The 26,838-nt window shown below is 33.9% G+C and carries 38 protein-coding genes; all 38 read right to left on the reverse strand.

Annotated features, from left to right (window positions below):
• Window positions 1-54 precede the first annotated feature (54 nt).
• The 38 genes from QMG30_RS04595 to rpoC all read right to left on the reverse strand — a co-directional run bounded on the left by QMG30_RS04595 (window position 55) and on the right by rpoC (window position 26,833).
• Window positions 55-1,014 carry a DNA-directed RNA polymerase subunit alpha gene (locus QMG30_RS04595; RefSeq protein WP_281812676.1) on the reverse strand — a complete coding sequence of 320 codons (960 nt, stop codon included), beginning with the start codon at window positions 1,012-1,014 and terminating at the stop codon, window positions 55-57.
• Window positions 1,015-1,218: 204 nt separating this feature from the next.
• Window positions 1,219-1,845, reverse strand: coding sequence for a 30S ribosomal protein S4 (rpsD, locus tag QMG30_RS04600; RefSeq protein ID WP_281812679.1), 627 nt, complete (start codon window positions 1,843-1,845; stop codon window positions 1,219-1,221).
• A gap of 28 nt (window positions 1,846-1,873) precedes the next feature.
• Entirely contained in the window at window positions 1,874-2,269 is a 396-nt protein-coding gene (gene rpsK, locus QMG30_RS04605; RefSeq protein ID WP_281812681.1) for a 30S ribosomal protein S11, read from the reverse strand.
• Window positions 2,270-2,290: 21 nt separating this feature from the next.
• Window positions 2,291-2,662, reverse strand: coding sequence for a 30S ribosomal protein S13 (gene rpsM / locus QMG30_RS04610; protein ID WP_281812683.1), 372 nt, complete (start codon window positions 2,660-2,662; stop codon window positions 2,291-2,293).
• Between the two features lie 501 nt (window positions 2,663-3,163).
• Window positions 3,164-3,277, reverse strand: coding sequence for a 50S ribosomal protein L36 (gene rpmJ, locus QMG30_RS04615; protein ID WP_281812685.1), 114 nt, complete (start codon window positions 3,275-3,277; stop codon window positions 3,164-3,166).
• A 185-nt stretch (window positions 3,278-3,462) separates the two neighbouring features.
• Window positions 3,463-3,681, reverse strand: a complete 219-nt coding sequence (gene infA, locus QMG30_RS04620; RefSeq protein WP_113672515.1) for a translation initiation factor IF-1 — start codon at window positions 3,679-3,681, stop codon at window positions 3,463-3,465.
• Between the two features lie 20 nt (window positions 3,682-3,701).
• A complete protein-coding gene (locus tag QMG30_RS04625; protein WP_281812688.1) occupies window positions 3,702-3,977 on the reverse strand; it encodes a KOW domain-containing RNA-binding protein in 276 nt (91 codons plus the stop codon).
• Between the two features lie 17 nt (window positions 3,978-3,994).
• Complete coding sequence (map, locus tag QMG30_RS04630; RefSeq protein WP_281812690.1) at window positions 3,995-4,744, reverse strand: type I methionyl aminopeptidase; 750 nt, start codon at window positions 4,742-4,744, stop codon at window positions 3,995-3,997.
• A 4-nt stretch (window positions 4,745-4,748) separates the two neighbouring features.
• Window positions 4,749-5,393 carry an adenylate kinase gene (locus QMG30_RS04635; protein WP_281812692.1) on the reverse strand — a complete coding sequence of 215 codons (645 nt, stop codon included), beginning with the start codon at window positions 5,391-5,393 and terminating at the stop codon, window positions 4,749-4,751.
• Window positions 5,394-5,493: 100 nt separating this feature from the next.
• The gene (secY, locus tag QMG30_RS04640) at window positions 5,494-6,765 is read right to left on the reverse strand and encodes a preprotein translocase subunit SecY (RefSeq protein ID WP_281812694.1); all 1,272 of its coding nucleotides are present in this window, start codon (window positions 6,763-6,765) and stop codon (window positions 5,494-5,496) included.
• Complete coding sequence (gene rplO, locus QMG30_RS04645; protein WP_281812696.1) at window positions 6,766-7,206, reverse strand: 50S ribosomal protein L15; 441 nt, start codon at window positions 7,204-7,206, stop codon at window positions 6,766-6,768. It lies immediately after the preceding gene.
• A gap of 32 nt (window positions 7,207-7,238) precedes the next feature.
• Window positions 7,239-7,421 carry a 50S ribosomal protein L30 gene (gene rpmD, locus QMG30_RS04650; protein ID WP_281812698.1) on the reverse strand — a complete coding sequence of 61 codons (183 nt, stop codon included), beginning with the start codon at window positions 7,419-7,421 and terminating at the stop codon, window positions 7,239-7,241.
• Window positions 7,422-7,433: 12 nt separating this feature from the next.
• Window positions 7,434-7,943: a 30S ribosomal protein S5 gene (gene rpsE / locus QMG30_RS04655; RefSeq protein ID WP_281812700.1), complete on the reverse strand. Its 510-nt coding sequence runs from the start codon at window positions 7,941-7,943 to the stop codon at window positions 7,434-7,436.
• A 16-nt stretch (window positions 7,944-7,959) separates the two neighbouring features.
• Window positions 7,960-8,328, reverse strand: a complete 369-nt coding sequence (gene rplR, locus QMG30_RS04660) for a 50S ribosomal protein L18 (RefSeq protein ID WP_281812702.1) — start codon at window positions 8,326-8,328, stop codon at window positions 7,960-7,962.
• A 24-nt stretch (window positions 8,329-8,352) separates the two neighbouring features.
• Window positions 8,353-8,886, reverse strand: a complete 534-nt coding sequence (gene rplF, locus QMG30_RS04665) for a 50S ribosomal protein L6 (RefSeq protein ID WP_281812704.1) — start codon at window positions 8,884-8,886, stop codon at window positions 8,353-8,355.
• Between the two features lie 98 nt (window positions 8,887-8,984).
• Window positions 8,985-9,386, reverse strand: coding sequence for a 30S ribosomal protein S8 (gene rpsH, locus QMG30_RS04670; protein ID WP_281812706.1), 402 nt, complete (start codon window positions 9,384-9,386; stop codon window positions 8,985-8,987).
• A gap of 30 nt (window positions 9,387-9,416) precedes the next feature.
• Window positions 9,417-9,602 carry a type Z 30S ribosomal protein S14 gene (locus QMG30_RS04675; protein ID WP_281812708.1) on the reverse strand — a complete coding sequence of 62 codons (186 nt, stop codon included), beginning with the start codon at window positions 9,600-9,602 and terminating at the stop codon, window positions 9,417-9,419.
• Between the two features lie 19 nt (window positions 9,603-9,621).
• The gene (gene rplE, locus QMG30_RS04680) at window positions 9,622-10,161 is read right to left on the reverse strand and encodes a 50S ribosomal protein L5 (protein ID WP_281812710.1); all 540 of its coding nucleotides are present in this window, start codon (window positions 10,159-10,161) and stop codon (window positions 9,622-9,624) included.
• A 23-nt stretch (window positions 10,162-10,184) separates the two neighbouring features.
• Window positions 10,185-10,520, reverse strand: a complete 336-nt coding sequence (gene rplX / locus QMG30_RS04685) for a 50S ribosomal protein L24 (protein ID WP_281812712.1) — start codon at window positions 10,518-10,520, stop codon at window positions 10,185-10,187.
• Window positions 10,521-10,533: 13 nt separating this feature from the next.
• The gene (gene rplN, locus QMG30_RS04690; RefSeq protein ID WP_281812714.1) at window positions 10,534-10,902 is read right to left on the reverse strand and encodes a 50S ribosomal protein L14; all 369 of its coding nucleotides are present in this window, start codon (window positions 10,900-10,902) and stop codon (window positions 10,534-10,536) included.
• A gap of 31 nt (window positions 10,903-10,933) precedes the next feature.
• On the reverse strand, window positions 10,934-11,194 hold the full coding sequence (gene rpsQ / locus QMG30_RS04695; protein WP_330680653.1) for a 30S ribosomal protein S17: 261 nt from the start codon (window positions 11,192-11,194) through the stop codon (window positions 10,934-10,936).
• A 20-nt stretch (window positions 11,195-11,214) separates the two neighbouring features.
• Window positions 11,215-11,424: a 50S ribosomal protein L29 gene (gene rpmC, locus QMG30_RS04700; RefSeq protein WP_281812718.1), complete on the reverse strand. Its 210-nt coding sequence runs from the start codon at window positions 11,422-11,424 to the stop codon at window positions 11,215-11,217.
• Window positions 11,411-11,851 carry a 50S ribosomal protein L16 gene (gene rplP, locus QMG30_RS04705; protein WP_281812720.1) on the reverse strand — a complete coding sequence of 147 codons (441 nt, stop codon included), beginning with the start codon at window positions 11,849-11,851 and terminating at the stop codon, window positions 11,411-11,413. Before rplP ends, rpmC begins: the two co-directional genes overlap by 14 nt.
• Complete coding sequence (gene rpsC, locus QMG30_RS04710; protein ID WP_281812722.1) at window positions 11,851-12,510, reverse strand: 30S ribosomal protein S3; 660 nt, start codon at window positions 12,508-12,510, stop codon at window positions 11,851-11,853. The genes rplP and rpsC overlap by 1 nt, the downstream gene beginning before the upstream one ends.
• A 15-nt stretch (window positions 12,511-12,525) precedes the next feature.
• Window positions 12,526-12,912, reverse strand: a complete 387-nt coding sequence (gene rplV / locus QMG30_RS04715; RefSeq protein ID WP_281812724.1) for a 50S ribosomal protein L22 — start codon at window positions 12,910-12,912, stop codon at window positions 12,526-12,528.
• A 27-nt stretch (window positions 12,913-12,939) separates the two neighbouring features.
• Window positions 12,940-13,221, reverse strand: a complete 282-nt coding sequence (gene rpsS, locus QMG30_RS04720; protein ID WP_281812726.1) for a 30S ribosomal protein S19 — start codon at window positions 13,219-13,221, stop codon at window positions 12,940-12,942.
• 26 nt (window positions 13,222-13,247) lie between these two features.
• A complete protein-coding gene (gene rplB, locus QMG30_RS04725; RefSeq protein ID WP_281812728.1) occupies window positions 13,248-14,084 on the reverse strand; it encodes a 50S ribosomal protein L2 in 837 nt (278 codons plus the stop codon).
• 98 nt (window positions 14,085-14,182) lie between these two features.
• On the reverse strand, window positions 14,183-14,482 hold the full coding sequence (gene rplW / locus QMG30_RS04730) for a 50S ribosomal protein L23 (RefSeq protein WP_281812730.1): 300 nt from the start codon (window positions 14,480-14,482) through the stop codon (window positions 14,183-14,185).
• Window positions 14,482-15,102 (reverse strand): 50S ribosomal protein L4, encoded by a 621-nt coding sequence (rplD, locus tag QMG30_RS04735; RefSeq protein WP_281812732.1) that lies wholly within the window; start codon window positions 15,100-15,102, stop codon window positions 14,482-14,484. The genes rplW and rplD overlap by 1 nt, the downstream gene beginning before the upstream one ends.
• A 26-nt stretch (window positions 15,103-15,128) precedes the next feature.
• A complete protein-coding gene (gene rplC / locus QMG30_RS04740) occupies window positions 15,129-15,758 on the reverse strand; it encodes a 50S ribosomal protein L3 (protein WP_281812734.1) in 630 nt (209 codons plus the stop codon).
• 111 nt (window positions 15,759-15,869) lie between these two features.
• On the reverse strand, window positions 15,870-16,181 hold the full coding sequence (gene rpsJ / locus QMG30_RS04745) for a 30S ribosomal protein S10 (RefSeq protein WP_113672540.1): 312 nt from the start codon (window positions 16,179-16,181) through the stop codon (window positions 15,870-15,872).
• 400 nt (window positions 16,182-16,581) lie between these two features.
• Window positions 16,582-17,526 (reverse strand): AraC family transcriptional regulator, encoded by a 945-nt coding sequence (locus tag QMG30_RS04750; RefSeq protein WP_281812736.1) that lies wholly within the window; start codon window positions 17,524-17,526, stop codon window positions 16,582-16,584.
• Between the two features lie 619 nt (window positions 17,527-18,145).
• Complete coding sequence (gene tuf / locus QMG30_RS04755; RefSeq protein ID WP_281812738.1) at window positions 18,146-19,336, reverse strand: elongation factor Tu; 1,191 nt, start codon at window positions 19,334-19,336, stop codon at window positions 18,146-18,148.
• Between the two features lie 159 nt (window positions 19,337-19,495).
• Window positions 19,496-21,583, reverse strand: coding sequence for an elongation factor G (gene fusA, locus QMG30_RS04760; RefSeq protein WP_281812740.1), 2,088 nt, complete (start codon window positions 21,581-21,583; stop codon window positions 19,496-19,498).
• Window positions 21,584-21,759: 176 nt separating this feature from the next.
• Window positions 21,760-22,230: a 30S ribosomal protein S7 gene (gene rpsG / locus QMG30_RS04765; protein ID WP_281812742.1), complete on the reverse strand. Its 471-nt coding sequence runs from the start codon at window positions 22,228-22,230 to the stop codon at window positions 21,760-21,762.
• 203 nt (window positions 22,231-22,433) lie between these two features.
• On the reverse strand, window positions 22,434-22,847 hold the full coding sequence (gene rpsL, locus QMG30_RS04770) for a 30S ribosomal protein S12 (RefSeq protein WP_281812744.1): 414 nt from the start codon (window positions 22,845-22,847) through the stop codon (window positions 22,434-22,436).
• Window positions 22,848-22,888: 41 nt separating this feature from the next.
• Complete coding sequence (locus tag QMG30_RS04775; protein WP_330680654.1) at window positions 22,889-23,128, reverse strand: ribosomal L7Ae/L30e/S12e/Gadd45 family protein; 240 nt, start codon at window positions 23,126-23,128, stop codon at window positions 22,889-22,891.
• A 144-nt stretch (window positions 23,129-23,272) separates the two neighbouring features.
• Window positions 23,273-26,833 (reverse strand): DNA-directed RNA polymerase subunit beta', encoded by a 3,561-nt coding sequence (rpoC, locus tag QMG30_RS04780; RefSeq protein WP_281812748.1) that lies wholly within the window; start codon window positions 26,831-26,833, stop codon window positions 23,273-23,275.
• Window positions 26,834-26,838 lie beyond the last annotated feature (5 nt).

A 26,838-nucleotide genomic window follows, 5' to 3' on the forward strand; every position in this document is an offset into this window, starting at 1 on the left:
TCTGCTTAACCTCCTTTTTTCCAGATGTTATAATATATAAAGACTTAATTAGTATTACTCATCACTGGGTTTTAGAGATAATCCTAATTCTTTTAATTTCGCCAATACTTCCTCTAAAGACTTACGACCAAGATTACGTACTTTCATCATATCTTCAGATGTTCTATTGGTAAGTTCTTCAACAGTATTGATACCTGCTCTCTTCAAGCAGTTGTATGAACGAACAGATAGTTCTAATTCATCAATACTCATCTCTAGAACTTTTTCTTTTTCATCATCTTCCTTTTCAACCATTACTTCAGCATTTTTAGCGTTTTCTGATAGATCTATAAATAGATTAAGATGTTCGCTAAGTACTTTTGCTGCTAAACTAACTGATTCATCAGGAGATAATGTTCCATTTGTCCAAACTTCTAAAGTTAATTTATCATAATCAGTTATTTGACCTACACGAGTATTCTCAACTACAAGGTTAACCCTTTCTACTGGTGTGTAGATAGAATCAACTGGAATAACTCCTATTGGTTGTTCTTCTGATTTATTTTTATCAGCACTAATATAGCCTCTACCTTTTGTTATAGTAAGTTCCATGAACAATTTACTATCAGCTCCACCACTAAGTGTAGCAATAGGTAAATCAGGATTAACGATTTCGATATCAGGATCAGCTTGAATATCTGCCGCAGTTACGACACCTTCACCTTCGAATTCAATATAAGCCACTTTTGGCTCTGGACTATCACTATTATTTTTGATAGCTAAGTGCTTAAGATTCATAATAACTTCAGTAACATCTTCTTTAACACCTGGTATTGAGGAAAATTCATGCAATACCCCTTCAATCTTAACGCTACTTATAGAAGCACCAGGTAACGATGATAACATAATTCTACGTAATGAATTACCTAGAGTAGTTCCGAATCCTCTTTCAAGAGGTTCTATAACAAAACGTCCATATCTGTTATCCTCAGTTATTTCAACGATATCTATTTTTGGTTTTTCAAAATCAAACATATAATGACCCTCCTTTATTCTTTATTTGACCATAGGAATTTATATATTATATAAATACCTTTTTCCTATGTAGACTTGAAGCGCTAGTTAGCGCTGTGTCCATGCTCTGAGGGTAGTAACATCAAGTCAATTTTTGTGCACACATTTTACTTGACTTATAAATTAAATAAATTACTAATATAGATTCTATATGCCTATATATTATTATTTTGAATATAACTCGACAATTAGTGTTTCTTCAACATGAGTATCGATTTGTTCTCTAGTTGGAACAGATACAATCTTAATTGTCTTATTTTCTATATCAGCATCTATCCATTCTGGGACAATTCTTGAACTTGTAGTTTCTACAATATCCTTAAATCTTTGGATGCTTAATGATTTTTCTTTAACTTCAATAACATCTCCAACTTTTACTTGATATGAAGGAATGTTAACTTTTTTACCATTTACTGTAATATGATTATGTCTAACCACTTGTCTTGCTTCTGTTCTAGAACGACCAAGACCAGCTCTATATACAACATTATCTAATCTAGTTTCAAGGATTATAAGTAAGTTCTCACCTGTAATACCTTTTCTTTTATCAGCTGCTGCAAAATAGTTTCTAAATTGTGTTTCTAAAACACCATAGATTCTTTTTGCTTTTTGCTTTTGTCTTAATTGTAAACCATACTCAGAAACTTTAGTACGTCTCTTTCCATTTTCTCCTGGAGCATAAGGTCTACGATCCATAGCACATTTTCCTGTATAACATCTTTCACCCTTTAAGAAAAGTTTTTCACCTTCTCTACGGCAAAGTCTGCATACTGCACCTCTATATCTTGCCATTTTATATTACACCTCCTAGCCGATTCGATTATACTCTTCTACGTTTTGGTGGACGACAACCATTATGTGGTACTGGTGTCACGTCTTTTATACTTGTAACTTCTAGTCCAGCAGCTTGAAGTGCTCTGATAGCAGCTTCTCTTCCTGAACCTGGTCCTTTAACCATTACTTCAACTATTTTTAAACCATGTATCATTGCTGCTTTTGCAGCAGTGTCAGCTGCCATTTGAGCAGCATATGGTGTAGATTTTCTTGAACCTCTAAATCCAAGTCCTCCAGCGCTTGCCCATGAAATTGCATTTCCTTGAGAATCTGTCAACGTAACAATTGTATTATTAAATGTTGATTTGATATGCGCTTGTCCACGTTCAATATGCTTCTTCACACGCTTTTTGGTCCCTCTTTTGGACACTTTCTTTGCCATTAATCAAACCTCCCTTATGGGTTATTTTTTCTTATTAGCTACTGTTCTTTTTGGTCCTTTTCTTGTTCTTGCATTCGTTTTAGTCTTTTGTCCTCTAACAGGAAGACCTCTTCTATGACGAATACCACGATAACATCCTATTTCCATTAAACGTTTGATGTTTAATGCTCTTTCTCTTCTAAGATCTCCTTCAACTAATTGAGTATTGTTGTCGATGACTTCACGAATCTTTGCTGCTTCGTCGTCAGTTAAATCTCTTACTCTTGTATCCGGATTAATTCCTGCTTCTTTTAATATACGATTAGAGCTTGCTCTACCAATACCATAAATATATGTTAGACCAATTTCTACACGTTTTTCTCTTGGTAAATCAACACCAGCAATACGAGCCATGTGTATTTCACACCTCCGTTTTTTAAGATAAGGAATGAATAATAATCTAATGCGGTGAGATATTAGATAAATATTATTCCAACATATTTGTTTCGCAATATCAAATGATTTAGTGAGAATCATTTAATTAGTATTTTTAAATTTTCCGTAACAACTCTAGAACAACACATCCTGGTGAGTCATTACTCAGCCGCTTATATCTTACTTCCCAAGATTCATAATTACCTATAATTATTAGCCTTGAAAATGTAATTCATAATTGATCTCTAGAAAAATATGAATAAATTTTTCTAGATTTTTGCATAATATCACAATTAGTAATTATATACTATCTTATGGCTATATGCAATACTTTTTTAGATTTTTAACAAAACTTATATATTTTATACAGTACTGTTAATCTTTGGTTTTCTTCTTCATCTATAATTCTATTTTATTCTATATACGTATCACCGTTTATAGAATCTCAGTAAGGGAATCTAGAACATGTTAATATACTGCTCAACCTTGTTTTTGCTTATGTTTTGGGTTTTCACAGATAACACGAACTCTACCTTTTCTTTTAATTACCTTACATTTTTCACACATAGGTTTTACGGATGCTCTTACTTTCATCTGATTTTGCTCCTTCCTAAACAATTGAGTTTTGTTTGTGTCTATCAATGCTTAAGATTTTTGTGTTCAATATTGTATCATTATAATTAAACACTCTGTTAAATTGTTGACCTTATTAAGGCCATTCATTCAACTTGTATCAAACAATATCAATCGTTATTTTGCTAATTACTAAAGTTACCTCATTATTTGTCTCTCCAAATAATTCTTCCCTTAGTTAAATCATATGGAGAAAGTTCAACTGTTACTTTGTCACCAGGTAAAATCCTTATATAATTCATTCTTAACTTACCGCTTATGTGAGCTAAGATTTTATGTCCATTCTCAAGCTCAACTTGAAACATTGCATTAGGTAACTTCTCTAATACAGTTCCTTCTACTTCTATTACATCTTTTTTTGACATTTTATCAACCTCCTCCACCATTAACTTTGGTCGTTAACTTTGTAAACAGCTAAATTTCTTCTTATCTCAACATTTGTAACTTTTTTATCTCTTATCAATTTATCTTTGATCTCATGTATCACATGATTAGTAGGTTGTATATGCTTTACTTTCTTTTGCTTAGGTTTTTCAATACGTCTTAAATTACCATCCGCTAAATAAGCATATTCGCCTTGTATATTTATTATGACAAATATTTTGTCTTTATCTCTTCCGGCCTTCGATTTTACTACTTGACCATATTGTAATTCGTTCATAGTATAACACCTCAGCCTTATATGGTAAGAAGTTCATAACCATCTTTAGTTATATAGATAGTATTTTCATAGTGAGCTGATAGAGAACCATCCATAGTTACTACAGTCCAATCATCATCTAACCATCTAACTTCATACCTTCCAATATTAATCATTGGTTCTACTGCAATTACCATTCCTTTTAGAAGTTTAGGACCTCTTCCAATTATTTTATAATTTGGAACTTGAGGTTCTTCGTGTAGTTTACGTCCAACACCATGTCCAACTAAGTCTCTAACAACAGAATAGCCTCTTTCTTCAACATAGTTTTGAATAGCTGATGAAATCTGATGTAAATGATTACCTTCTTTTATAACTTTCAAACCTTCAAAAAAGCTTTGTTTAGTTACATCAATAAGGTTTCTAGCTTCTTCGCTTATTTCACCAACACCATGTGTTCTAGCAGCATCGCCGTGATACCCATTATAATAAGCTCCAATATCCAAACTTATTATATCGCCTTCTTTTAAAATTCTTTTCTTACATGGAATACCATGCACAACCTCTTCATTAATAGAGGCACAAATGCTAGCTGGATAACCGTTATAATTTTTAAAAGACGGAATGGCATTTTTGCTTAGAATATACTTTTCAGCAGCCCTATCCAGGTCAAGTGTAGATATTCCTGGTTTTATCATTGATTCTAGTAATTCATGAGTTTCAGCTACTATTTTACCTGCTTTTCTCATGATTGCTATTTCTTCGTCGGTTTTAATTGTTATTGACATATACTTACGCTCCTAAAATTTCTACAATACTCTTAGTAACATCATCAATGTCAACTGTTCCATCAACAGTTATTAAGATATTTTTTGCTTCATAATAGTCTATTAATGGACTAGTTTGTTTGTGATAAACATCTAGTCTTTTGAGTACTGTCTCTTCTTTATCATCATCTCTAAGTATCAGTTCTCTCGTACAGTTATCACAAATATTTTCCTTTTTTGGTGGATTATACTTTATATGATAAGTTGCACCGCAATTTAGACATGCCCTTCTACCAGACATTCTTCTTACTATATTTTCATCAGGCACATCAATATTGATTGCATAATTAATTTTAGTCTTCATAGATTTTAGTGCTTCATCTAAACTTTCAGCTTGAGGAATTGTTCTTGGAAAGCCATCTAATATGAAACCTTCTTTACAATCTTCTTGTAAAAGTCTATCAGCAACTATATCTACAACCAACTCATCTGGAACCAATAAGCCTTTGTCTATATATCCTTTAGCTTTTATTCCAAGATCAGTTTTGTTTTTTATATTATCTCTAAAGATATCACCTGTTGAAATGTGCGGAATATTATATTTCGCTGCTACCCTTTTTGCTTGTGTTCCTTTTCCAGCACCAGGAGCACCTAACATAATTAATCTCATTTTATAACCTCCAAAGTTTATGCAAGTCATAGATTATAGTTGTTTAGATTTAGAATGAAGATAGAATATTATTTTCTTACTTCATTCTTAATCTATTCATCTATGCATTTAAAAAACCTTTATAATGTCTCATAACCATTTGGGATTCAATTTGTTTAATTGTCTCAAGTGCAACACCTACAACGATAATAAGTGATGTACCACCAAATGTAACATTCATAGCGAATGCTTTTGATAATATTACTGGAAGTAAAGCTATAAGTGCTAAAGCTAAAGCTCCAATCAATACTATTTTATTAAGTACATTTGTCATATAATCAATAGTTGGCTTTCCTGGTCTGATACCTGGAACAAAGCCACCATTCTTTTTCATGTTATTAGCAACTTCAATTGGATTAAATATAATTGAAGTATAAAAATAAGCAAAGAATAGTATCAATACAAAATATAAAATAGCTCCGGACCAATTAGTGATATTGAGGAAATTAATTACAGAAGCCCAAAATCCTTCAGGTTCTCCAAAGAATCTTGTTATTGTTCCAGGAAACTGTAATAAAGATGAAGCAAAGATAACTGGAATAACTCCTGCCATATTTACTTTTAATGGTATATGTGTAGATTGTCCACCATATACTTTTCTTCCTTGCATTCTCTTAGCATATTGAACCGGAATTCTTCTTTCACCAAGTTGTATTAATACAACAAACGCAACCATTAGTACATATATGATTAATAATATAATTACAGGAATTAATTTGTTAGCATCTGTAGCATATTCATATAATGATTGAGTTCCATATGGTAATCTTGATATTATATTAATAAAGATAATTAATGAAATACCATTTCCTACACCTTTTACTGTTATTTGTTCTCCAACCCACATTAAGAAGGCAGTACCAGCAGTCATTGCAGTAACAGCTATAATGACTGATATTATATTATAATCGTAGAATAATGTTCTTCCAAGTCCAATTGAAATAGCAATTGATTGTAATAAAGCTAATATAATAGTACCGTATCTTGTAAGTTTTGCAATTTTCTTACGTCCTTCTTCTCCTTCTTTTTGCATTTCTTCAAGTTTTGGAACTGCAATAGTAAGAAGGTTCATGATGATTGATGATGTAATGTATGGAGTAATACCCATAGCAAACAATGTCATATCTTTGAACGCACCACCGGAAAATGCATTAAACATTTGGAATAGGCCACTATCATCTGCTTGATTAAACATTTGTTGAACAACTTCAGGATTAATTAATGGTATCCTAATATGTGCTCCTATACGGATAGCAAAAAACATTAACATAGTGTATATTATCTTTTTTCTTAAATCAGGTACTTTAAATGCATCACGAAGTGTTTTAAACATCTAAACCACCTCTGCTTTCCCGCCAGCGGCTTCGATTTTTTCAATTGCTGTTTTGCTAAATGCATTAGCTTTTACAGTAAGTTTCTTAGTTAAATCGCCATTGCCTAATATTTTAACACCGTCTCTAGGATTTTTAACAACGCCTTGTTCAATTAAAGTTTCAACAGATACTGTTGCATCTGCTTCGAATCTATTCAAGACATCAACATTAATTCCAACGATTTCTTTTGAGTTTCTACAAGTAAAACCTCTTTTTGGAAGTCTTCTATATAATGGCATTTGACCCCCTTCAAATCCAAGTCTTACGCCACCACCTGAACGAGATTTTTGTCCATTTTGTCCTCTTCCTGCAGTCTTACCGTTTCCAGAAGCATGACCTCTTCCTTTTCTGAAACTTGCTCTCTTTGAACCTTTTGCTGGTTTTAATTCTGTCAAATTCATGCTGTTACACCTCCTTGCTTATTTTAACCCGATTAAACTTCTTCTACTTTTACTAAATGTTGTATAGCATTGACCATACCTCTAATTGCTTCATTATCTTTTTGTTCAACAGTTTTATGAAGTTTAGTTAAGCCTAAAGCTTCTGCTGTTTTTCTATGTTTAGGAATGGCTCCAATTGTGGATTTAACTAAAGTAATTCTTAATTTATTTGCCATCTTGGTTCCCTCCTATCCTAAAAGCTCTTCAATTGATTTTCCACGAAGTTTTGCTACTTCTTCAGGAGTTTTAAGTCCGTCAAGTCCTGCAACAGTAGCTGTTACTACATTATTTTTATTATTTGATCCTAATGATTTTGTTCTGATATTCTTAATTCCTGCAAGTTCAAGTACGGCACGAGCAGGTCCACCAGCTATAACACCTGTTCCTTCTGGTGCTCTTTTCATTAAGACGGAAGCACTTCCGAATTTACCGATAAAATCGTGAGGAATACTACCATTTTCATCTATAGGAACTTCAATAAGTCTTTTCTTAGCGTCGTCGATACCTTTACGAATAGCATCAGGAATTTCTGTAGCTTTTCCTACACCTGCGCCTACATGCCCATTCTCATCTCCGACCACTACTAAAGCTGCAAAACGGAAGTTACGACCTCCCTTTACTACCTTAGTAACACGTCTTATTGATACTACTTTTTCTCTTAGATCTAGCTTACTAGCATCAATCATTGTACGCTTCATGCTTTTACCTCCTTACTTAGAATTTTAATCCAGCTTCTCTTGCTGAATCTGCTAATGCTTTTACTTTACCTTGATAAATGTATCCGCCTCTATCAAAAATTACTTCTTTGACACCTTTTTCTACAGCTCTTTTAGCAACAGTTTCTCCAACAAGAGTTGCTGCAGCTACATTATTAGTTTTTTCTAAATTACTTTTAATGTCTTTTTCTACTGTAGAAGCAGCTGCTAAAGTATGACCTGTTAAGTCATCAATAACTTGCGCATACATATGTTTGTCACTTCTAAAAACCACTAAACGAGGTCTTTCTGAAGTACCAGTAATATTATTACGTAATCTTCTATGCTTCTTAACACGGACTTTAGTTCGTGATGTTTTCTTTATCATGGATTTCACCCCTTTACTATTTTACTATTTACCAGTTTCTTTACGTCTAATAACTTCATTAGCGTATTTGATTCCTTTGCCTTTGTATGGCTCAGGTGGTCTCTTAAATCTTATTTCCGCTGCGTATTGACCTACTCTTGCTTTGTCAATTCCTTTTACGATAATAACATTTTGTCCTTCTACAACTGCTTCAAGACCTTCTGGATCTTCCATTTCAACTGGATGTGAATATCCTAAAGATAATACTAATTTCTTTCCTTTTTTCTGTGCTCTATAACCAACACCATTGATCTCTAATTTCTTTTCGTAACCTTTAGTTACTCCTTCAATCATGTTTGCAACTAGAGTTCTAGTTAAACCATGTAATGATTTCATTTTCTTTAAATCATTTGGTCTATTTACAACTACTTGGTTTTCTTCTTTAGAAATTAACATTTCTTTTGGTAATTGTTGTTCTAAAGTACCTTTTGCCCCTTTAACAGTGACATAGTTGCTCTCTGTAACACTTACTTCCACTCCTGCTGGGATCTCTACAGGTAATTTACCAATACGTGACATGCTTGCACCTCCTCGGATTAAATACCTTTGCTTATTATTATAAGCAAAGCTTCATCCATTTTATTATATTTTATAAGTCTATTTTTCCAGATTAATAATTACCAAATAAAAGCAATTACTTCTCCACCTACATTTTGTTTTCTAGCTTCTTTATCAGTAATGATTCCTTTATTAGTTGAGATGATAGCAGTTCCAAGTCCACCTAAAACTTTTGGTAACTCATCTTTGCCTGCATATACTCTAAGTCCAGGTTTAGAAATTTTCTTAATTCCTGCGATTACTTTTTCATTTTTATCTCTACCATATTTCATTTCAACACGGATTGTTTTAATTAAACCGTCTTCTATTAATTTATATCCTTTAACGTACCCTTCATTTACTAAAATATCAGCAACTGCTTGCTTCATTTTTGAAGCAGGTACATCTACAAAATCATGTTTAGCAGTATTTCCATTACGGATTCTTGTTAACATATCTGCGATTGGATCACTCATTGTCATAATTTGTGGCCTCCTTCCTATTACTAAATCTTACCAACTAGCTTTTTTAACACCTGGGATTTGTCCTTTGTACGCTAATTCACGGAAACAGATTCTACATATTCCATATTTTCTTAAATATCCGTGAGGTCTTCCACATATTCTACAACGATTATAAGCTCTTGATGAAAATTTTGGCTTACTTTGTTGTTTAATTTTCATTGATGTTTTTGCCATTTAATCGATTCCCTCCTTATTATTTTTTAAAAGGCATTCCGAATAATGTTAATAATTCACGAGCTTCTTCATCAGTCTTAGCTGTAGTAACGAAGATAATATCCATACCTCTAACTTTATCAACTTTATCATATTCGATCTCAGGAAAGATTAATTGCTCTTTTATACCTAAAGCATAGTTACCTCTACCATCAAACGCGTTAGGGTTAACACCTCTGAAGTCTCTAACTCTTGGTAGAGCTAAGTTAATTAGACGATCAGCAAAATCATACATTCTGCTTCCTCTAAGTGTAACTTTACATCCGATTGGCATACCTTCTCTTACTTTGAAAGCTGCAACAGATTTTTTAGCTTTTGTAATCACAGGCTTTTGACCAGCAATTATTGTTAAATCACTAACAGCAGAATCAAGGATCTTACGATTCTCTTTAGCTTCTCCAACGCCCATGTTTATAACTATTTTTTCTATCTTAGGTACAGCCATTTTATTTTTATAGTTAAATTTTTTCATCATAGCATCTACAATTTCATTATTGTAAATTTCTTTTATTCTACTCACGCTAGTTAGCCTCCTCTCTACTATTAATCTATAACTTCACCTGTTGATTTAGCTACTCTATATCTAACATTTTTAGTACGTCCATCTCTATCTTCTTTAACGATTTTAGTACCTAATCTTGTAGGTTTTCCTTTATGAACATACATTACTTTTGAAGCATTTAATGCAGATTCTTGGTGAATGATACCACCTTGTTGATTAGCAGCACTTGGTTTTGTATGTTTTGTAACCATGTTAACGCCTTCAACAATTACTTTACCATTTTTTCTATCTACAGTTAAAATCTTTCCTTCTTTTCCTTTGTCTTTTCCGGAAATAACTTTAACAGTATCACCTGATTTAAGTTTAGTCTTATACAATTACTACACCTCCCTATAGTACTTCTGGTGCTAATGATAGGATTTTCATGTATTTTTTCTCTCTTAACTCTCTAGCAACAGGTCCAAAAATACGAGTTCCTTTTGGTGTTTTATCATCTTTGATTATAACTGCTGCATTTTGATCAAATTTGATATATGAACCATCTTTACGACGTGCACCTTTTTTAGTTCTAACTACTACAGCTCTTACTACTTCACCTTTTTTAACAACGCCACCTGGTGTTGCATCTTTAACAGTAGCAACTATTACATCTCCAATGTTAGCATATCTTCTAGTTGATCCGCCTAATACTCTTATGCAAAGTATCTCTTTTGCACCTGTATTATCCGCAACCTTAAGTCTAGATTCTTGTTGGATCATTAGATGAACCTCCTTTCAGCAAATACAAAACTTATTTTGCTTTTTCTAATATTTCTATTAATCTCCATCTTTTATCTTTTGATAATGGTCTTGTTTCCATAACACGTACTCTATCGCCAATGCCGCATTCATTTTTTTCATCATGGGCTTTTAATTTGTAAGTTCTTTTTACAACTTTACCATATAATGGATGTTTTACATTATTCTCAACAGCTACAACTACTGTTTTATCCATTTTATCACTAACTACTCTACCAACACGAACTTTTCGTAGATTCCTTTCTTCAGCCAATTGAACTCCTCCTTTCAAGGTTATCTAGCAACCTTTAATTGCTCAGTTATAATTGTTTGAATTCTAGCTATATTTCTTCTAACCTCTTTTATTCTACCTGTATTATCTAATTGGTTAGTCGCATTTTGAAATCTTAGGTTAAATAATTCTTTTTTTGCAGTAACTAAATCTTCATTAAGTTCTGCTGCAGATTTATTTCTTAATTCTTCAATATATTTAGTTGACTTCACAATTATCACCGCCTTCTAGCTCTGCACGAGAATAAATTTTACATTTACATGGTAACTTGTGCATAGCAAGTCTTAATGCTTCTTTAGCCAATTCATCTTCAACTCCAGCAATTTCGAACATTACACGGCCTGGTTTTACTACTGCCACCCAATATTCAGGTGATCCTTTTCCTTTACCCATTCTTGTTTCAGCAGGTTTTGCTGTAACTGGTTTATCAGGGAAAATTTTAATCCATACTTTACCACCACGTTTGATATAACGAGTCATAGCAACACGGGCAGCTTCTATTTGATTAGATTTTATCCAACAAGGCTCTAATGCAACAATACCATATTCACCGTAGTTAATTTTATTTCCTCTTAACGCTTTACCTTTCATGTTACCACGAAATTGTTTACGGCGTTTAACTCTCTTTGGAATTAACATTACTTCCCTCTCCCTTCTTTCTTAGTAACTTGACCAGGAAGAACTTCGCCATTATAGATATATATCTTTACACCGATTTTTCCATATACTGTATTTGCTTCAGCAAATCCATAATCGATATCTGCACGAAGTGTTTGTAGAGGAATTGTTCCCTCATTATAAGATTCTGTACGAGCCATTTCTGCTCCACCTAAACGTCCTGAACAGATAGCTTTGATACCTTTTGCTCCTGCTTTCATTGTTCTACCCATTGATTGTTTCATAGCTCTACGGAAAGAAACACGATTTTCAAGTTGAAGAGCAATGTTTTCAGCTACTAATTGAGCGTCTTTTTCTGGTCTTTTTACTTCTACTATATTAACAATTACTTTGCTGGCTGTCATTTTTTGTAATTCAGTTCTTAATTTTTCAATTGATGAACCGCCTTTACCAATAACGATACCAGGTTTAGCTGTATGAATGTTGATTTTTACTCTTTCTGATGCTCTCTCGATTTCGATTCTAGATACACCAGCTGAATATAATTTCTTCTTGATATATGTTCTTAATTTATTGTCTTCTATTAAAAGGTCTGCAAAATCTTTTTCTGCGTACCACTTTGCATCCCAGTCTTTAATAATTCCGACTCTTAATCCATGTGGGTTAACTTTTTGTCCCATTCTTTCCCTCCTTATCTATCTTTCGTTAAGAATGATTGTGATGTGACTAGATTTCTTCTCTATTCTATACGCTCTACCTTGTGCTCTTGGTCTGATTCTCTTCATTGTAGGTCCCTTGTTAGCAAAAGCTTCTTCAACGTATAATTTAGCTGGATCTAATCCACTGTTGTTTTCCGCATTAGCTATAGCTGATTTCAATAATTTCTCTATAATTCTAGCACCATTTCTAGGTGTATAATTTAAAATACCTACGGCTGATCCTACATCTTTTCCTTTGATTGTATCAAGAACAATTTTAGCTTTTGTTGGTGATACTCTAGCATAAGATACTTTTGCTTTAGGTCTAGTATCTTTGTTAGCATTTCTTTCTCTTTTTATCTGACTTCTATGCCCTTTAGCCATTATAAATTAGCCTCCTTCCATACTGCATTAACGTACTTTTGATTTCTTTTCTTCTCTTCCGTGACCTCTATAAGTTCTTGTTAGCACGAATTCTCCTAATTTATGTCCTATCATATCTTCGCTTATATAAACAGGCACATGTCTTCTTCCATCATGAACTGCAATAGTATGACCTAGCATTTCAGGGAAAATAGTGGAACGTCTTGACCATGTTTTAATTACTTGTTTATCGCCTTTTTCATTTAATGCTCTTACTTTATTTAATAAGTGTGCATCTGCGAAAGGTCCCTTTTTAAGTGAACGAGCCATTAACTCAAACCTCCTTTTAGTGGTTATTATTTATTACTTCCACGTCTTCTTATAATATATTTATTAGAATGCTTATTTTTCTTTCTAGTTTTATAACCAATTGTTGGTTTACCCCAAGGTGTCATTGGACTTGGACGACCGATAGGAGCTCTACCTTCTCCACCACCATGTGGATGGTCATTAGGGTTCATAACAGAACCACGAACTGTAGGACGAATACCCATATGACGTTTACGTCCAGCTTTACCAACTGTTATAAGTTCATGATCAATATTTCCAACTTGACCTATTGTAGCTTTACAAAGTATAGGAACTACTCTCATTTCTCCTGATGGCAATCTAAGTGTAGCATATTTTCCTTCTTTTGCCATAAGTTGAGCAACATTACCAGCAGAACGAACTAATTGTCCACCTTTACCTGGTTTCATTTCAATGTTATGAATACTAGAACCAACTGGAATGTCTTTTAATTGTAATGCATTACCGATTCTAATCTCAGCTTCTGAACCACTCATTACTTTATGACCAACTTTTAATCCGTTTGGTGATAGGATGTAACGTTTTTCACCATCTGCATATTGGATTAAAGCAATATTAGCTGAACGGTTTGGATCATATTCAATAGCTATTACTTTACCTTGAATACCATCTTTGTTTCTTTTGAAATCTATCATTCTATATTTAATCTTAGACCCGCCACCACGGTGTCTTACTGTAATCTTACCTTGATTATTACGTCCAGAATGCTTTTTAAGACTTACTACCAATGATTTTTCTGGAGTTTTTTTAGTGATCTCCTCAAAAGTAGAACCTGTCATATGTCTTCTGGAAGGTGTATAAGGGTTATATTTTTTGATACCCATGAATTGCACTCCTTTCAAAAGTATATTCACACACGCTACCGTGTGTATCTTTTAACTATCTATGAACTAGATATTTATACTTTATTTGCTATTATTTATTACATTCCTTCAAAGAAATCTATTTCTTTACTACTTTCTGTTAATTTAACAATAGCTTTCTTTGTTTTAGCAGTTTTTCCAAAAGTCATACCTCTTCTTTTTACTTTACCGATGTTGTTCATAGTATTGACTCTTTCGACTTTTGTTCCTTCGAACATTTTTTCGACTGCTTCTTTTATTTGAGTTTTCGTTGCTTCTGGATTAACTAAGAAAGTGTATTTTTTCTCAGCCATAACTTCCATACTTTTCTCAGTAACAACAGGTTTTAATATTACATCATAATATCTTAACTCAGCCATTATGCATACACCTCCTGAATTGTAGCAACAGCATCTTTAGTTACCACAAAAGTATCATATTTAAGAATGTCGTATACATTAATTGTATTAGTTAATGCTGTTTTTACACCTCTAATATTACGAGTTGATAATATAACATTTTTGTCATTATCATTTAAAACTATTAAAGCTTTTTGTACATTTAGATTATCTAAAACTGTACTCATTTTTTTAGTTTTAATTTCATCAAATTTCAATTCATCAACAACAATTATTTTATTGTCATTTACTCTTGAAGTTAATGCTGATTTTAATGCCGCTCTTTTTTCTTTTTTGTTTAATTTAATTGAATAATCTCTTGGCTTTGGAGCAAATACAACTCCACCACCTGTCCATTGTGGTGCACGAATTGATCCTTGTCTCGCTCTACCTGTTCCTTTTTGTCTCCAAGGCTTAGCACCGCCACCTCTTACTTCTGAACGAGTTTTAGCACTTTGTGTGCCTTGGCGTTTATTTGCAAGCTGTCCTACAACTGACATATGCATTAAGTGTTCATTTATTTCTACACCAAATATATTGTCATTAAGTTCTATATCTCCAACTTGTTTACCTTCCATGTTGTAAACAGAAACTTTAGCCATGTTCGTTCCTCCTTCCTACGTATTAACTAAGCTTTTACGCTATTTACTATTGTTACTATTGATTTTTTAGGTCCTGGTACAGCACCTTTAATTAGAAGCAAGTTATTTTCTACATCAACTTTTACTACTTCTAAGTTTTGAACTGTTACATTTTCACTACCCATATGACCTGGTAATTTTTTACCCTTGAATACTTTTGATGGTGAAGAAGCTCCACCCATAGATCCGGATACTCTATGTGACTTAGAACCATGACCCATTGGTCCTCTTGATTGGTTATGTCTCTTAATTGATCCTTGGAATCCTTTACCTTTTGATACACCAGAAACATCTACTTTGTCGCCAATTTCAAATGCATCAGCCTTGATTTCATTTCCTACTTCAAATTCATCAGCATTATCAAGTCTAAACTCTTTTATATGCTTCTTAAAGCTAACACCTGCTTTGTCAAAATGACCTTTCATTGGCTTATTAGTAAGTTTTTCTTTCTTATCACCAAATCCAACTTGTACAGCTTTGTATCCATCATTTTCTACAGTTTTCACTTGAATAACTGTACATGGTCCTGCTTCTAGTACTGTTACAGGTACTAACTCTCCACTTTCTTCAAATATTTGAGTCATACCGATTTTTTTAGCTAATATAGCTTTTTTCATTTCCTTTGCACCTCCTAATAATCTACAGCGGATTACACTTATGTGTAATCATCCTAGATGGCTTATAGTCTTTATATAAACCTCTAAGGGATATTATACTATTTCGTATAATTATTTAACATCTACTTTGATATCTACCCCTGCAGGTAGTTCAAGTCTCATTAAAGCATCTACTGTCTTAGCTGTTGGCATAAGTATGTCAATTAATCTTTTATGAGTTCTTTGTTCGAATTGTTCTCTGGAATCTTTGTACTTGTGCACAGCTCTAAGAATAGTTACAACCTCTTTCTTAGTAGGTAATGGAATTGGTCCACTCACCTTAGCACCAGTTTTCTTAGCTGTTTCAATAATTTTCTTTGAAGATTGATCGATTAATTGATGATCGTATGCTTTTAAGCTAATTCTCATTTTTTGACTTGCCATAAAAAAAGTCGCCTCCTTTTCGTACTCTAGTACGACAAGTGGTGACTGTACATCGCTCCGTGTGTATCATATACTCAACACACTCAAATCAAGCCTACATCGCTTTGACTTTATATTGTACAGTGACCTTGCCGCCAGTTTCTTGAACATGACATTCGCTCCATGTGAATTACCCGCTTTTGCGGCAACCTCACATTTCAACGCTATCTTTGTCACAGCATTTAATAGTATACACTAAGAATGTCTATAATGCAAGGGTTTTTCGAGATTTTTTTATAGTTTTTTCATGTTTTAAAAAATCTCAAATAAGTAATGTAAAATTCAACTATTTTATTTGGTATATATTATAATTTTAACCAAAAAACAGTACCCATAGGCACTGCTTTTATAAATTCTCCATTTATTTTCTTTTAACCAATACCATTATATCCATTTCAGGTGGATTCTTGATAATATCTATAGGCGGTACCTGTACTTGCTGTGGATTGGGATGGTCTTTTAGACACCTATAATCATAATACTCTGCCGCAAAATCACCTATCATGACATAATCACTGTTAGGAAGCCAAGATTGCAAAAGATAAGCCATAGCCTTATCCAGTGCTGCATTAGTCAACTCAAAGAAATTCTCTGCCGAAAAAGTACATACTACATATAAACCTTTTGGTATGACATATTGATATAATCTGCTATCATTATCATCAAAATCATCAACTTGTACTGCCGCCAGATAATTGAACCAATCTTTCTTATTGGATGGAAACGATACACCGAACTCTACATTCTCATCACTCTGATTAAGTATATCCTTCTTGACTTCAACATACTCATTCCATGCAACTCCAGGATTATCTTGACCCGCAACCCCCATCTCACATTCTTTAACAATTCCCATTATCTTAATGTCTTCCTCTATCTTCTTAACGTTAAATTCTATAACAACTCCAGAAGCTACCAGAGGAACTCCAATATCCACTGATCTGTATTTCAAAGACAAATCAGGCTTGTAAAAATGTGCAAGAGGTATATCCTTCTTCTTATATTCAGTAGGTGTCATATCATATACCGCCTTAAAGGTCCTTGTAAAATTCTCTAAACTATTAAACCCATTCCTAAAAGCAATATCCGTAATCTTTCCACCATCTTTAATATCCTCAGAAGCCTTAGCCAATCTTCTTAACCTAACATACTCCATAACCGTAACACCAACAAGCTTATAAAACAGCCTCTGAAAATAAAACTTGGACAACATCCCCATCTCTGCCAACATATCAATACACAAATCTTCATCTAAATGCTCTTCAATATAATCAATAACTCCTTGCATCTCATTATACTCATACATTCTTTATCTCTCTCCTCCTTAGAATTATTAACTATATTATATCATCACATCATATTGATTTCTTGACCATAAATGCCCTATTCATCAAAAACCTAATAATCCTAACGTAATTATAATACTTCATCAACTTAACTTTTCTAAGTACATAACCCTTTAACTCAAATCCTATATACTTCTTCCTATCAAAACCATATAAAAATTATCATAACCTTTAGGTGAACTGTCTAATACCACTATGTTTTTCTTCTCTCATAGATATCAAAATATTATTAACCCCCTATCAACAAATAAAATATCTTATCCCCATACCAATCTATAAAATCAACCTCATACACCTCTACCAACCTCATAACAACAACATCTTATCCCCACACACTACCTTTAATAACTCCTCATAATTATTATAAAAAAACAAGGGAATCCAATTACATATCTCCCGTACAAGCTTACTAGCCCAAACTACAGGGGTATTAGTGGTAGGTTTAACGCAGACCGACCGCTTTTTGGGTAAGGCAAGTTAAACCTACCACTAATACCCCCTCCACCTAGCCCCCAACAATTCTAACCATAAAAAAAGCAGTGCATCAAGCACTGCTTTTTCAATATTAAATAAAATATATTATTCAATAATTTCTGCTACTGATCCAGCACCTACAGTTCTTCCACCCTCACGGATAGCGAAACGTAAACCTTTTTCCATAGCGATTGGAGCAATAAGTTCAATTTCCATTTCAATGTTATCACCAGGCATACACATTTCTACACCTTCTGCAAGGTTGATTACACCAGTAATATCAGTAGTTCTGAAATAGAATTGTGGTCTATAGTTTGAGAAGAATGGAGTATGACGTCCACCTTCTTCTTTTTTAAGAACGTAAACTTGTGCTTTAAATTTAGTATGAGGAGTAATTGTACCAGGTTTAGCTAATACTTGACCTCTTTCGATTTCATCTCTTTGAACACCACGAAGTAATGCACCGATGTTATCACCAGCTTGAGCTTCGTCTAATAATTTACGGAACATTTCTACTCCTGTACAAACAACTTTTCTTGATTCTCCAATTCCAACGATTTCAATTTCGTCAGATACGTGAAGTACTCCACGTTCAACTCTACCAGTTGCAACAGTACCACGACCAGTAATTGAGAATACGTCTTCTACAGGCATTAAGAAAGGTTTGTCAATATCTCTTTCTGGAGATGGAATATAAGCATCTACTTCTTTCATTAAGTCTAAGATCTTATCTCCCCATTCTGATGTTGGGTCTTCTAATGCTTTTAAAGCAGAACCCATAACGATAGGAATATCATCACCTGGGAAATCATATTCAGTTAATAACTCTCTGATTTCCATTTCTACTAATTCTAATAATTCTTCATCATCAACCATGTCACATTTGTTCATGAAAACAACAATATATTCAACACCAACTTGGCCTGATAATAAAATATGCTCACGGGTTTGAGGCATTGGACCATCTGCAGCTGAAACAACTAAGATAGCTCCATCCATTTGTGCTGCACCAGTAATCATATTTTTAACATAGTCAGCATGGCCTGGACAGTCTACGTGTGCGTAGTGTCTAGTTTCAGTTTCGTACTCAACGTGTGCTGTTGAGATAGTGATTCCACGTTCTCTCTCTTCTGGAGCTTTATCAATATTATCAAAAGCAACTGCTTCTCCAGTTCCTAATCTTTCATGTATAGTTTTTGTAATTGCAGCTGTTAATGTTGTTTTACCATGGTCAACGTGTCCAATAGTACCAATATTAACGTGTGGTTTGGTTCTTTCATATTTAGCTTTAGCCATTTAAAATCTTCCTCCTTTTATATCTAGGGCAAATCCCCTAATTTGTCCATTCATTTCTGAATTGGTCTTCTTTTTCAATTATATTTTATTAAATTAAATTTTGCAAGTTTTTTATTACTATTTCATATTACAATACGATTATTCGTCAAAGTGTACAAATTAATTTGTTTCTTTACCAGCAATAATCTTTTCTTGTATTGATTTTGGTAGTGGCTCAAAATGATCGAATTGCATTACATATGTTCCTCTACCTTGAGTTTTGGAACGTAAGTCAGTAGCATAACCGAACATCTGTGATAATGGTACAAATCCGTGGATTTGTTGAACACCATTACGAGGTTCCATACCTTCAATACGTCCTCTACGTGAGTTGATGTCACCAATAACATCACCCATGTAATCTTCTGGTACTGAAACGTCAACTCTCATGATTGGTTCACATAAAGTTGCTCCACCTTTTTTCATAGCTTCTTTAAATGCCATAGAACCAGCAATCTTAAATGCCATTTCAGATGAGTCAACATCATGATATGATCCATCATAACACTCTGCTTTAATACCAAGTACAGGATATCCTGCAAGTATACCAGTACTCATTGCATCTTGAATTCCATTATCTACTGCTGGTATATATTCTTTTGGAATAGATCCACCAACTATAGCATTAACAAATTCATAAGTTTCCTCACTGTTTACGTCCATTGGAGAGAATCTAACTTTACAATGTCCGTATTGTCCACGACCACCTGATTGACGTACGAATTTACCTTCAACTTCAACTTCTTTAGTGATTGTTTCTTTGTAAGCAACTTGAGGTTGACCTACATTAGCTTCTACTTTAAATTCTCTAAGTAGACGGTCTACAATGATTTCTAGATGAAGTTCACCCATACCAGATATAATTGTTTGACCAGTATCATGGTCTGTGTGAGTCTTGAATGTTGGGTCTTCTTCTGCTAATTTTGCAAGAGCGATACCCATCTTTTCTTGACCAGCTTTTGTCTTAGGCTCTATAGCTACGTGAATAACTGGTTCTGGGAAAATCATTGATTCAAGTATTACTGGATGCTTTTCATCACATAGAGTATCACCAGTTGAAGTAACTTTTAAACCTACTGCTGCTGCAATATCTCCTGAGTATACTTTACTGATTTCTTCTCTTTTATTAGCATGCATTTGAAGAATACGTCCCATACGTTCTTTTTTATTCTTAGTAGAGTTAAATATATAAGAACCTGAATTAGTTGTTCCTGAATAAACTCTAAAGAATGCAAGTTTTCCAACAAATGGGTCTGCCATAATCTTGAATGCTAATGCTGAGAAAGGTTCTTCGTCTGAAGATGGTCTTTCTACTTCTTCTTCTGTATCTGGGTCAATACCTTGAATAGCAGGTACATCTATTGGAGCTGGCATAAATTCAACAACTGCATCTAATAATTTTTGGACACCTTTGTTTCTATATGCTGTTCCACATAGAACAGGTATAATATCAACATTAATAACTGCTGCTCTAAGAGCTTTCTTTAATTCTTTAACAGTAACCTCTTCACCTTCAAGATATTTTTCCATTAAATCTTCATCAGTTTCAGCAATAGCTTCAACCATAGCTTCTCTGTATTCTTCTGCTTGTTCTAACATATCAGCTGGTATTTCTTCTTCTGATATTTCTTGACCTAAATCGTCTTTGTAAATATATGATTTCATATTCATCAAGTCAATAAGACCGACAAAATCATCTTCTGCTCCAATTGGTAATTGGATTGGTACTGCATTGGCACCAAGTCTATCTCTCATCATGTCAACAGCGTTATAGAAATCTGCACCCATAATATCCATTTTATTAACAAATGCCATTCTAGGTACTCTATATTTATCTGCTTGACGCCATACTGTCTCGGATTGTGGCTCAACTCCACCTTTTGCACAAAATACACCTACAGAACCATCTAAAACACGGAGTGAACGTTCTACTTCTACTGTAAAGTCAACGTGCCCCGGTGTATCAATAATATTAATCCTATGATTTAACCATTGACATGTTGTAGCTGCGGAAGTAATAGTTATTCCTCTTTCTTGTTCTTGTTCCATCCAGTCCATCTGAGCTGCACCTTCATGAGTTTCCCCAATCTTGTGAGTTCTTCCAGTATAGAATAAGATACGTTCTGTTAGTGTTGTTTTACCTGCATCAATATGAGCCATGATCCCAATATTTCTAGTTCTCTCTAGTGGGAATTGTCTTCCATCCAAAGTTTATTCCTCCTTTGGTAATCAACGGTTTCTTAGCTACAATTTATTGATTATTATGCGGAAAATAAAATTTCCGCATACCTTTTTTTTACAACACATTATTATATGCATTATTAGTAATTTGGTGTAACTATATACACTATATTAAAATAATATATAATTGTTTGCAATTACAATTAGAATCTGTAATGTGCAAATGCCTTGTTTGCTTCTGCCATTTTGTGAGTATCTTCTCTCTTCTTAACTGAAGCACCAGTATTGTTTGCTGCGTCCATAATTTCAGCAGCTAAACGATCAACCATAGTTCTTTCTCCACGCTTACGTGTGTAGATAGTTAACCAACGAAGTCCTAATGCTTGTCTTCTCTCTGGTCTAACTTCCATAGGAACTTGGTAAGTAGATCCACCAACACGTCTAGCTTTAACTTCAAGAACAGGCATAATATTGTTCATAGCTTCTTTAAAAACTTCTACTGCATCTTTTCCTGTTTTATCAGCTACTTTTTCAAATGCTCCGTATACAATTTTTTGTGCAACTCCCTTTTTACCATCTAACATGATGTTATTGATAAGTTTAGTTACAACTTTATCACTGTATATTGGATCAGCTAATACTTCTCTTTTTTGAATATGTCCTTTACGTGGCACGGCTCTTCCCTCCTTAATAATAATTAATTCTTCGGTACTCATGAATAAGTTATCCATGTTCGTGCTCGGTATATCGTAATATATATATAATCCTGCAACCTACAGGTAATATTCCGGTTTTACCTAGCACTAATTAGCATATTACTGGGGTTTTCCTCATATAAAATACTAATTATTGATTTTAGTAATCAATGACTTAAGAATTATTTTTTTGGTCTCTTTGCTCCATACTTGGAACGTGATTGTTTACGGTCAGCTACACCAGCTGTATCTAGTGTACCCCTAACAACATGATAACGTGTACCAGGTAAGTCTTTTACCCTTCCACCTCTTAGTAGAACAACACTATGTTCTTGTAGGTTATGTCCTTCACCAGGAATATAACCTGTTACTTCGATACCATTTGTTAAACGAACCCTTGCAATTTTACGAAGAGCTGAGTTTGGTTTTTTAGGAGTAGCTGTTTTTACTGCTGTACAAACACCTCTTTTTTGTGGTGAAGATATATTAGTAGTTCTTTTGTGTAATGAATTATAACCTTTTTGAAGAGCTGGCGCTGTTGATTTCTTAGTTGAAACCTCTCTACCTTTTCTTATTAATTGGTTAATAGTAGGCATCAATTTCACCTCCTGTAATTTTTTTAAGATGCCCTAACATCTTATTTAATTAGTGCTGCGGTTGCTGTTTTTACTTCTACATCGCAAACTGAACCTAATTCCACCATAGTATTAATATATACTACAGGAATTTGCTGACTCTTAGCTAACTCAATAGCTTTTATAGTAACCTTACTTTGCGCATCTTTCGCTACATAAAGCACTTTTACGTCTTGATTCTCAAGAGCTTTTAGAGTCTGTTTCATCCCAATTACTTTGGAATTAGTCTTTAATCGGTGCACATAGATCATCCCTTTCGGTCACTAATAAAAAATATTTCAATGCACACTGCTGAATTTTAACACTATTCTTTATAAATGTCAAGGATTTTAATAAAACACCCTAGATTTTATAAAAATCTAGGGCAAATTATACATTATAATTTTTTATTCTTCAAATAAAACGTCATCAATTAATGGTTCTTCTTCAACGAACTTCTCAATTCCTACACTTCTATATCGATGCATACCTGTTCCAGCAGGTATAAGCTTACCTATTATAACATTTTCTTTTAATCCTATAAGTGGATCTGATTTTCCTTTTATTGCGGCTTCTGTCAATACTTTTGTAGTTTCTTGGAAAGAAGCTGCTGATAGGAATGAATTAGTAGCTAGAGAAGCTTTTGTTATACCAAGCATAACTTGAGTTCCTTCCGCTGCTTCTAAACCATTACTTTGAAGTTCATCATTGATCTTCTCAAATTCTAGTCTGTCAACTAAACTTCCTGGTAAGAAGTCACTATCACCACTATTTTCTATTCTTAATTTCTTCAACATCTGTCTAACTATTACTTCTATATGCTTATCGTTAATTTCCACACCTTGAAGTCTATAGACACGTTGAACTTCTTGTAACATGTAGTCCTGAACACTTCTGATTCCTTTTATTTTCAAGATATCATGTGGATTAACACTACCTTCCGTTAATTCGTCACCAGCATTAATTACATCCCCATCCATTACCTTGATTCTTGAACCATAAGGTATTAGATAAGCTTTACTTTCACCAGTTTCATCATTTGATACTACAACTTCACGTTTTTTACGTGTATCGTTAATCTTAACTGTTCCACCAAATTCAGCAATTATTGCCAATCCTTTTGGCTTTCTAGCTTCAAAAAGTTCCTCTACACGAGGAAGACCTTGTGTAATATCGTCTCCAGCAATACCACCTGTATGGAAAGTACGCATTGTAAGCTGTGTACCTGGCTCACCGATTGATTGTGCAGCTATGATACCAACGGACTCCCCTACTTGAACAGGTAATCCAGTTGCCATATTGGCTCCATAACATTTAGCACATACTCCAATTTCTGATCTACAAGTAAGAACTGTTCTTATATGAACTTTATCTATACCTGCATCCACAACCGCTTTTGCTTTTATTGGTGTAATAAGTGTATCCGCTTCAACTATTACTTCACCTGTCTCTGGATTTTTTATTTCCTCAACAGACCATCTTCCAGTAATTCTTTCTTGTAGACTTTCAATTACTTCGTTACCATCTTTGAAAGCTTTTATCCACATTCCAGGAGCGTGATCTTTATCACAACAATCATGTTCTCTAATAATCAAATCTTGAGATACATCAACAAGTCTTCTTGTTAAATATCCTGAATCGGCTGTACGTAAAGCTGTATCAGCAAGACCTTTTCTAGCTCCATGGGCTGAGATAAAATACTCAAGAACGTCTAGACCTTCACGGAAGTTAGATTTGATAGGCAATTCAATTGTTTTACCTGATGTATCCGCCATAAGTCCACGCATACCACCTAACTGCTTAATCTGCTTATCGGAACCTCTGGCTCCAGAGTCAGCCATCATGAAGATATTATTATATTTTCCAAGTCCACCTAATAAGGCATCTGTAATATTATCATCTGCTTTTTTCCATGTTTCAATAACTTTTAGACGTCTTTCTTCGTTAGTCATGAATCCACGTTTGAATTGTTTAGTTATTTTTTCTACAGTCTGCTCTGCTTCCTTTAATATATCCTTTTTAACAGCAGGTACTTCCATATCTGATACAGATACAGTTAATGCACCTCTTGTTGAATATTTGTAACCGAGTTTCTTAATTCCATCAAGTACTTCTGATGTTTTAGTAGAACCATGAGTATTGATACATCTGTATAATATATCTTTTAACTGCTTTTTACCAACTAAGAAATCAATTTCATATTTGAAAATGTCCTCTGGTTTAACTCTAGTAGCAAAACCAAGATCTTGAGGTATAGCTTCGTTAAAAATAATTCTACCAACTGATGTTTTGACAAATTGCTTTTTCAATTCATCATTGACCATCATAACTCTTTGAACATATATCTTAGCATGTAAAGTTATCTGTTTATTCTCATAAGCCAACATTGCTTCATTTTCATCTTTAAAGTAACAACCTTCACCTTTTTCATTCTCTTTTTCAAGAGTTAGATAGTAAGTACCAAGTACCATATCCTGAGAAGGAACTGATACAGGAGCACCATCTGAAGGTTTTAATAAGTTATTTGGTGATAGAAGTAAAAATCTACATTCAGCTTGTGCTTCTACTGATAAAGGTACATGGACAGCCATTTGGTCACCATCAAAGTCAGCATTATATGCTGTACATACTAATGGGTGAAGTTTAATGGCTTTACCTTCTACTAGTACTGGTTCAAAAGCCTGAATACCTAGACGGTGAAGTGTAGGGGCACGGTTAAGCATAACAGGATGCTCTTTAATAACTTCTTCTAATACGTCCCATACATCTGATTCTAATCTCTCTACCATCTTTTTAGCTGATTTTATATTATGAGCTAAACCATCACTAACTAACTTTTTCATTACGAATGGTTTAAATAATTCTATTGCCATCTCTTTTGGTAAACCACATTGGAATATTTTAAGTTCTGGGCCTACTACGATAACCGAACGTCCTGAGTAGTCAACACGTTTACCCAATAAGTTCTGTCTAAAACGGCCTTGTTTACCTTTTAACATATCAGATAATGACTTCAATGGTCTATTACCTGGTCCTGTTACTGGTCTTCCTCTTCTACCGTTATCTATAAGTGCATCAACAGCTTCTTGCAACATTCTCTTTTCATTTCTTACGATAATGTCTGGTGCACCGAGGTCAAGTAATCTCTTAAGTCTGTTATTTCTATTGATAACTCTTCTGTACAGATCATTTAAGTCAGATGTAGCAAATCTTCCACCATCTAATTGAACCATTGGTCTAAGATCAGGTGGTATAACTGGAACAACCTCCAGTATCATCCATTCTGGCTTATTTTGTGATTTGAAGAAGGCATCTACTACTTCTAATCTTTTTATTATTCTAGCTCGTTTCTGTCCTGAAGATTCTTTTAAAGCTTTTCTAAGTTCTATTGATTCTTTTTCCAACTGAATATTAGCTAATACTTCTTTTATTGATTCAGCACCCATACCAGCTCTAAATTTATTGCCGTATTTTTCATAAGCATCCCTGTATTCTTTTTCTGTTAGAATCTGTTTATATTGTAGACCTGTTTCACCAGGATCAATAACAATATAAGATGCAAAATATAATACTTTTTCAAGGGTTCTTGGAGATAAATCAAGAATTAAACCCATTCTACTTGGTATTCCTTTAAAATACCATATATGAGAAACAGGGGCTGCTAATTCAATGTGTCCCATTCTCTCTCTACGAACTTTTGACTTAGTTACCTCAACACCGCAGCGATCACATACTACACCTTTATATCTTATTTTCTTGTATTTACCGCAATGACATTCCCAGTCTTTACTAGGTCCAAATATCTTTTCACAGAATAGACCGTCTCTTTCAGGTTTTAAAGTTCTGTAGTTGATTGTTTCAGGTTTCTTTACTTCTCCCCTTGACCATTCTCTAATTCTTTCAGGAGATGCTAAGCCAATCTTAATAGCATCAAAGCTCACTGATTGCTCTATATTTTCGTTTGGCACTCTTG

This window comes from Vallitalea longa, assembly GCF_027923465.1.
Lineage (GTDB): Bacteria > Bacillota > Clostridia > Lachnospirales > Vallitaleaceae > Vallitalea > Vallitalea longa.

Coding starts and splice junctions, on each gene's coding strand:
- QMG30_RS04595 (WP_281812676.1), bottom strand. CDS start 1,014: ATGTTTGATTTTGAAAAACCAAAAATAGATATCGTTGAAATAACTGAG.
- rpsD (WP_281812679.1), bottom strand. CDS start 1,845: ATGGCAAGATATAGAGGTGCAGTATGCAGACTTTGCCGTAGAGAAGGT.
- rpsK (WP_281812681.1), bottom strand. CDS start 2,269: ATGGCAAAGAAAGTGTCCAAAAGAGGGACCAAAAAGCGTGTGAAGAAG.
- rpsM (WP_281812683.1), bottom strand. CDS start 2,662: ATGGCTCGTATTGCTGGTGTTGATTTACCAAGAGAAAAACGTGTAGAA.
- rpmJ (WP_281812685.1), bottom strand. CDS start 3,277: ATGAAAGTAAGAGCATCCGTAAAACCTATGTGTGAAAAATGTAAGGTA.
- infA (WP_113672515.1), bottom strand. CDS start 3,681: ATGTCAAAAAAAGATGTAATAGAAGTAGAAGGAACTGTATTAGAGAAG.
- QMG30_RS04625 (WP_281812688.1), bottom strand. CDS start 3,977: ATGAACGAATTACAATATGGTCAAGTAGTAAAATCGAAGGCCGGAAGA.
- map (WP_281812690.1), bottom strand. CDS start 4,744: ATGTCAATAACAATTAAAACCGACGAAGAAATAGCAATCATGAGAAAA.
- QMG30_RS04635 (WP_281812692.1), bottom strand. CDS start 5,393: ATGAGATTAATTATGTTAGGTGCTCCTGGTGCTGGAAAAGGAACACAA.
- secY (WP_281812694.1), bottom strand. CDS start 6,765: ATGTTTAAAACACTTCGTGATGCATTTAAAGTACCTGATTTAAGAAAA.
- rplO (WP_281812696.1), bottom strand. CDS start 7,206: ATGAATTTGACAGAATTAAAACCAGCAAAAGGTTCAAAGAGAGCAAGT.
- rpmD (WP_281812698.1), bottom strand. CDS start 7,421: ATGGCAAATAAATTAAGAATTACTTTAGTTAAATCCACAATTGGAGCC.
- rpsE (WP_281812700.1), bottom strand. CDS start 7,943: ATGAAGCGTACAATGATTGATGCTAGTAAGCTAGATCTAAGAGAAAAA.
- rplR (WP_281812702.1), bottom strand. CDS start 8,328: ATGATAAAGAAAACATCACGAACTAAAGTCCGTGTTAAGAAGCATAGA.
- rplF (WP_281812704.1), bottom strand. CDS start 8,886: ATGTCACGTATTGGTAAATTACCTGTAGAGATCCCAGCAGGAGTGGAA.
- rpsH (WP_281812706.1), bottom strand. CDS start 9,386: ATGACAATGAGTGATCCAATCGCAGATATGTTAACAAGAATCCGTAAT.
- QMG30_RS04675 (WP_281812708.1), bottom strand. CDS start 9,602: ATGGCAAAAACATCAATGAAAATTAAACAACAAAGTAAGCCAAAATTT.
- rplN (WP_281812714.1), bottom strand. CDS start 10,902: ATGATCCAACAAGAATCTAGACTTAAGGTTGCGGATAATACAGGTGCA.
- rplP (WP_281812720.1), bottom strand. CDS start 11,851: ATGTTAATTCCAAAGAGAGTTAAACGCCGTAAACAATTTCGTGGTAAC.
- rpsC (WP_281812722.1), bottom strand. CDS start 12,510: ATGGGACAAAAAGTTAACCCACATGGATTAAGAGTCGGAATTATTAAA.
- rplV (WP_281812724.1), bottom strand. CDS start 12,912: ATGGCTAAAGGGCATAGAAGTCAGATAAAAAGAGAAAGAAATGCTAAC.
- rpsS (WP_281812726.1), bottom strand. CDS start 13,221: ATGGCTCGTTCACTTAAAAAGGGACCTTTCGCAGATGCACACTTATTA.
- rplB (WP_281812728.1), bottom strand. CDS start 14,084: ATGGGTATCAAAAAATATAACCCTTATACACCTTCCAGAAGACATATG.
- rplW (WP_281812730.1), bottom strand. CDS start 14,482: ATGGCTGAGTTAAGATATTATGATGTAATATTAAAACCTGTTGTTACT.
- rplD (WP_281812732.1), bottom strand. CDS start 15,102: ATGGCTAAAGTTTCTGTTTACAACATGGAAGGTAAACAAGTTGGAGAT.
- rplC (WP_281812734.1), bottom strand. CDS start 15,758: ATGAAAAAAGCTATATTAGCTAAAAAAATCGGTATGACTCAAATATTT.
- rpsJ (WP_113672540.1), bottom strand. CDS start 16,181: ATGGCAAGTCAAAAAATGAGAATTAGCTTAAAAGCATACGATCATCAA.
- QMG30_RS04750 (WP_281812736.1), bottom strand. CDS start 17,526: ATGTATGAGTATAATGAGATGCAAGGAGTTATTGATTATATTGAAGAG.
- tuf (WP_281812738.1), bottom strand. CDS start 19,336: ATGGCTAAAGCTAAATATGAAAGAACCAAACCACACGTTAATATTGGT.
- rpsL (WP_281812744.1), bottom strand. CDS start 22,847: ATGCCTACTATTAACCAATTAATAAGAAAAGGTAGAGAGGTTTCAACT.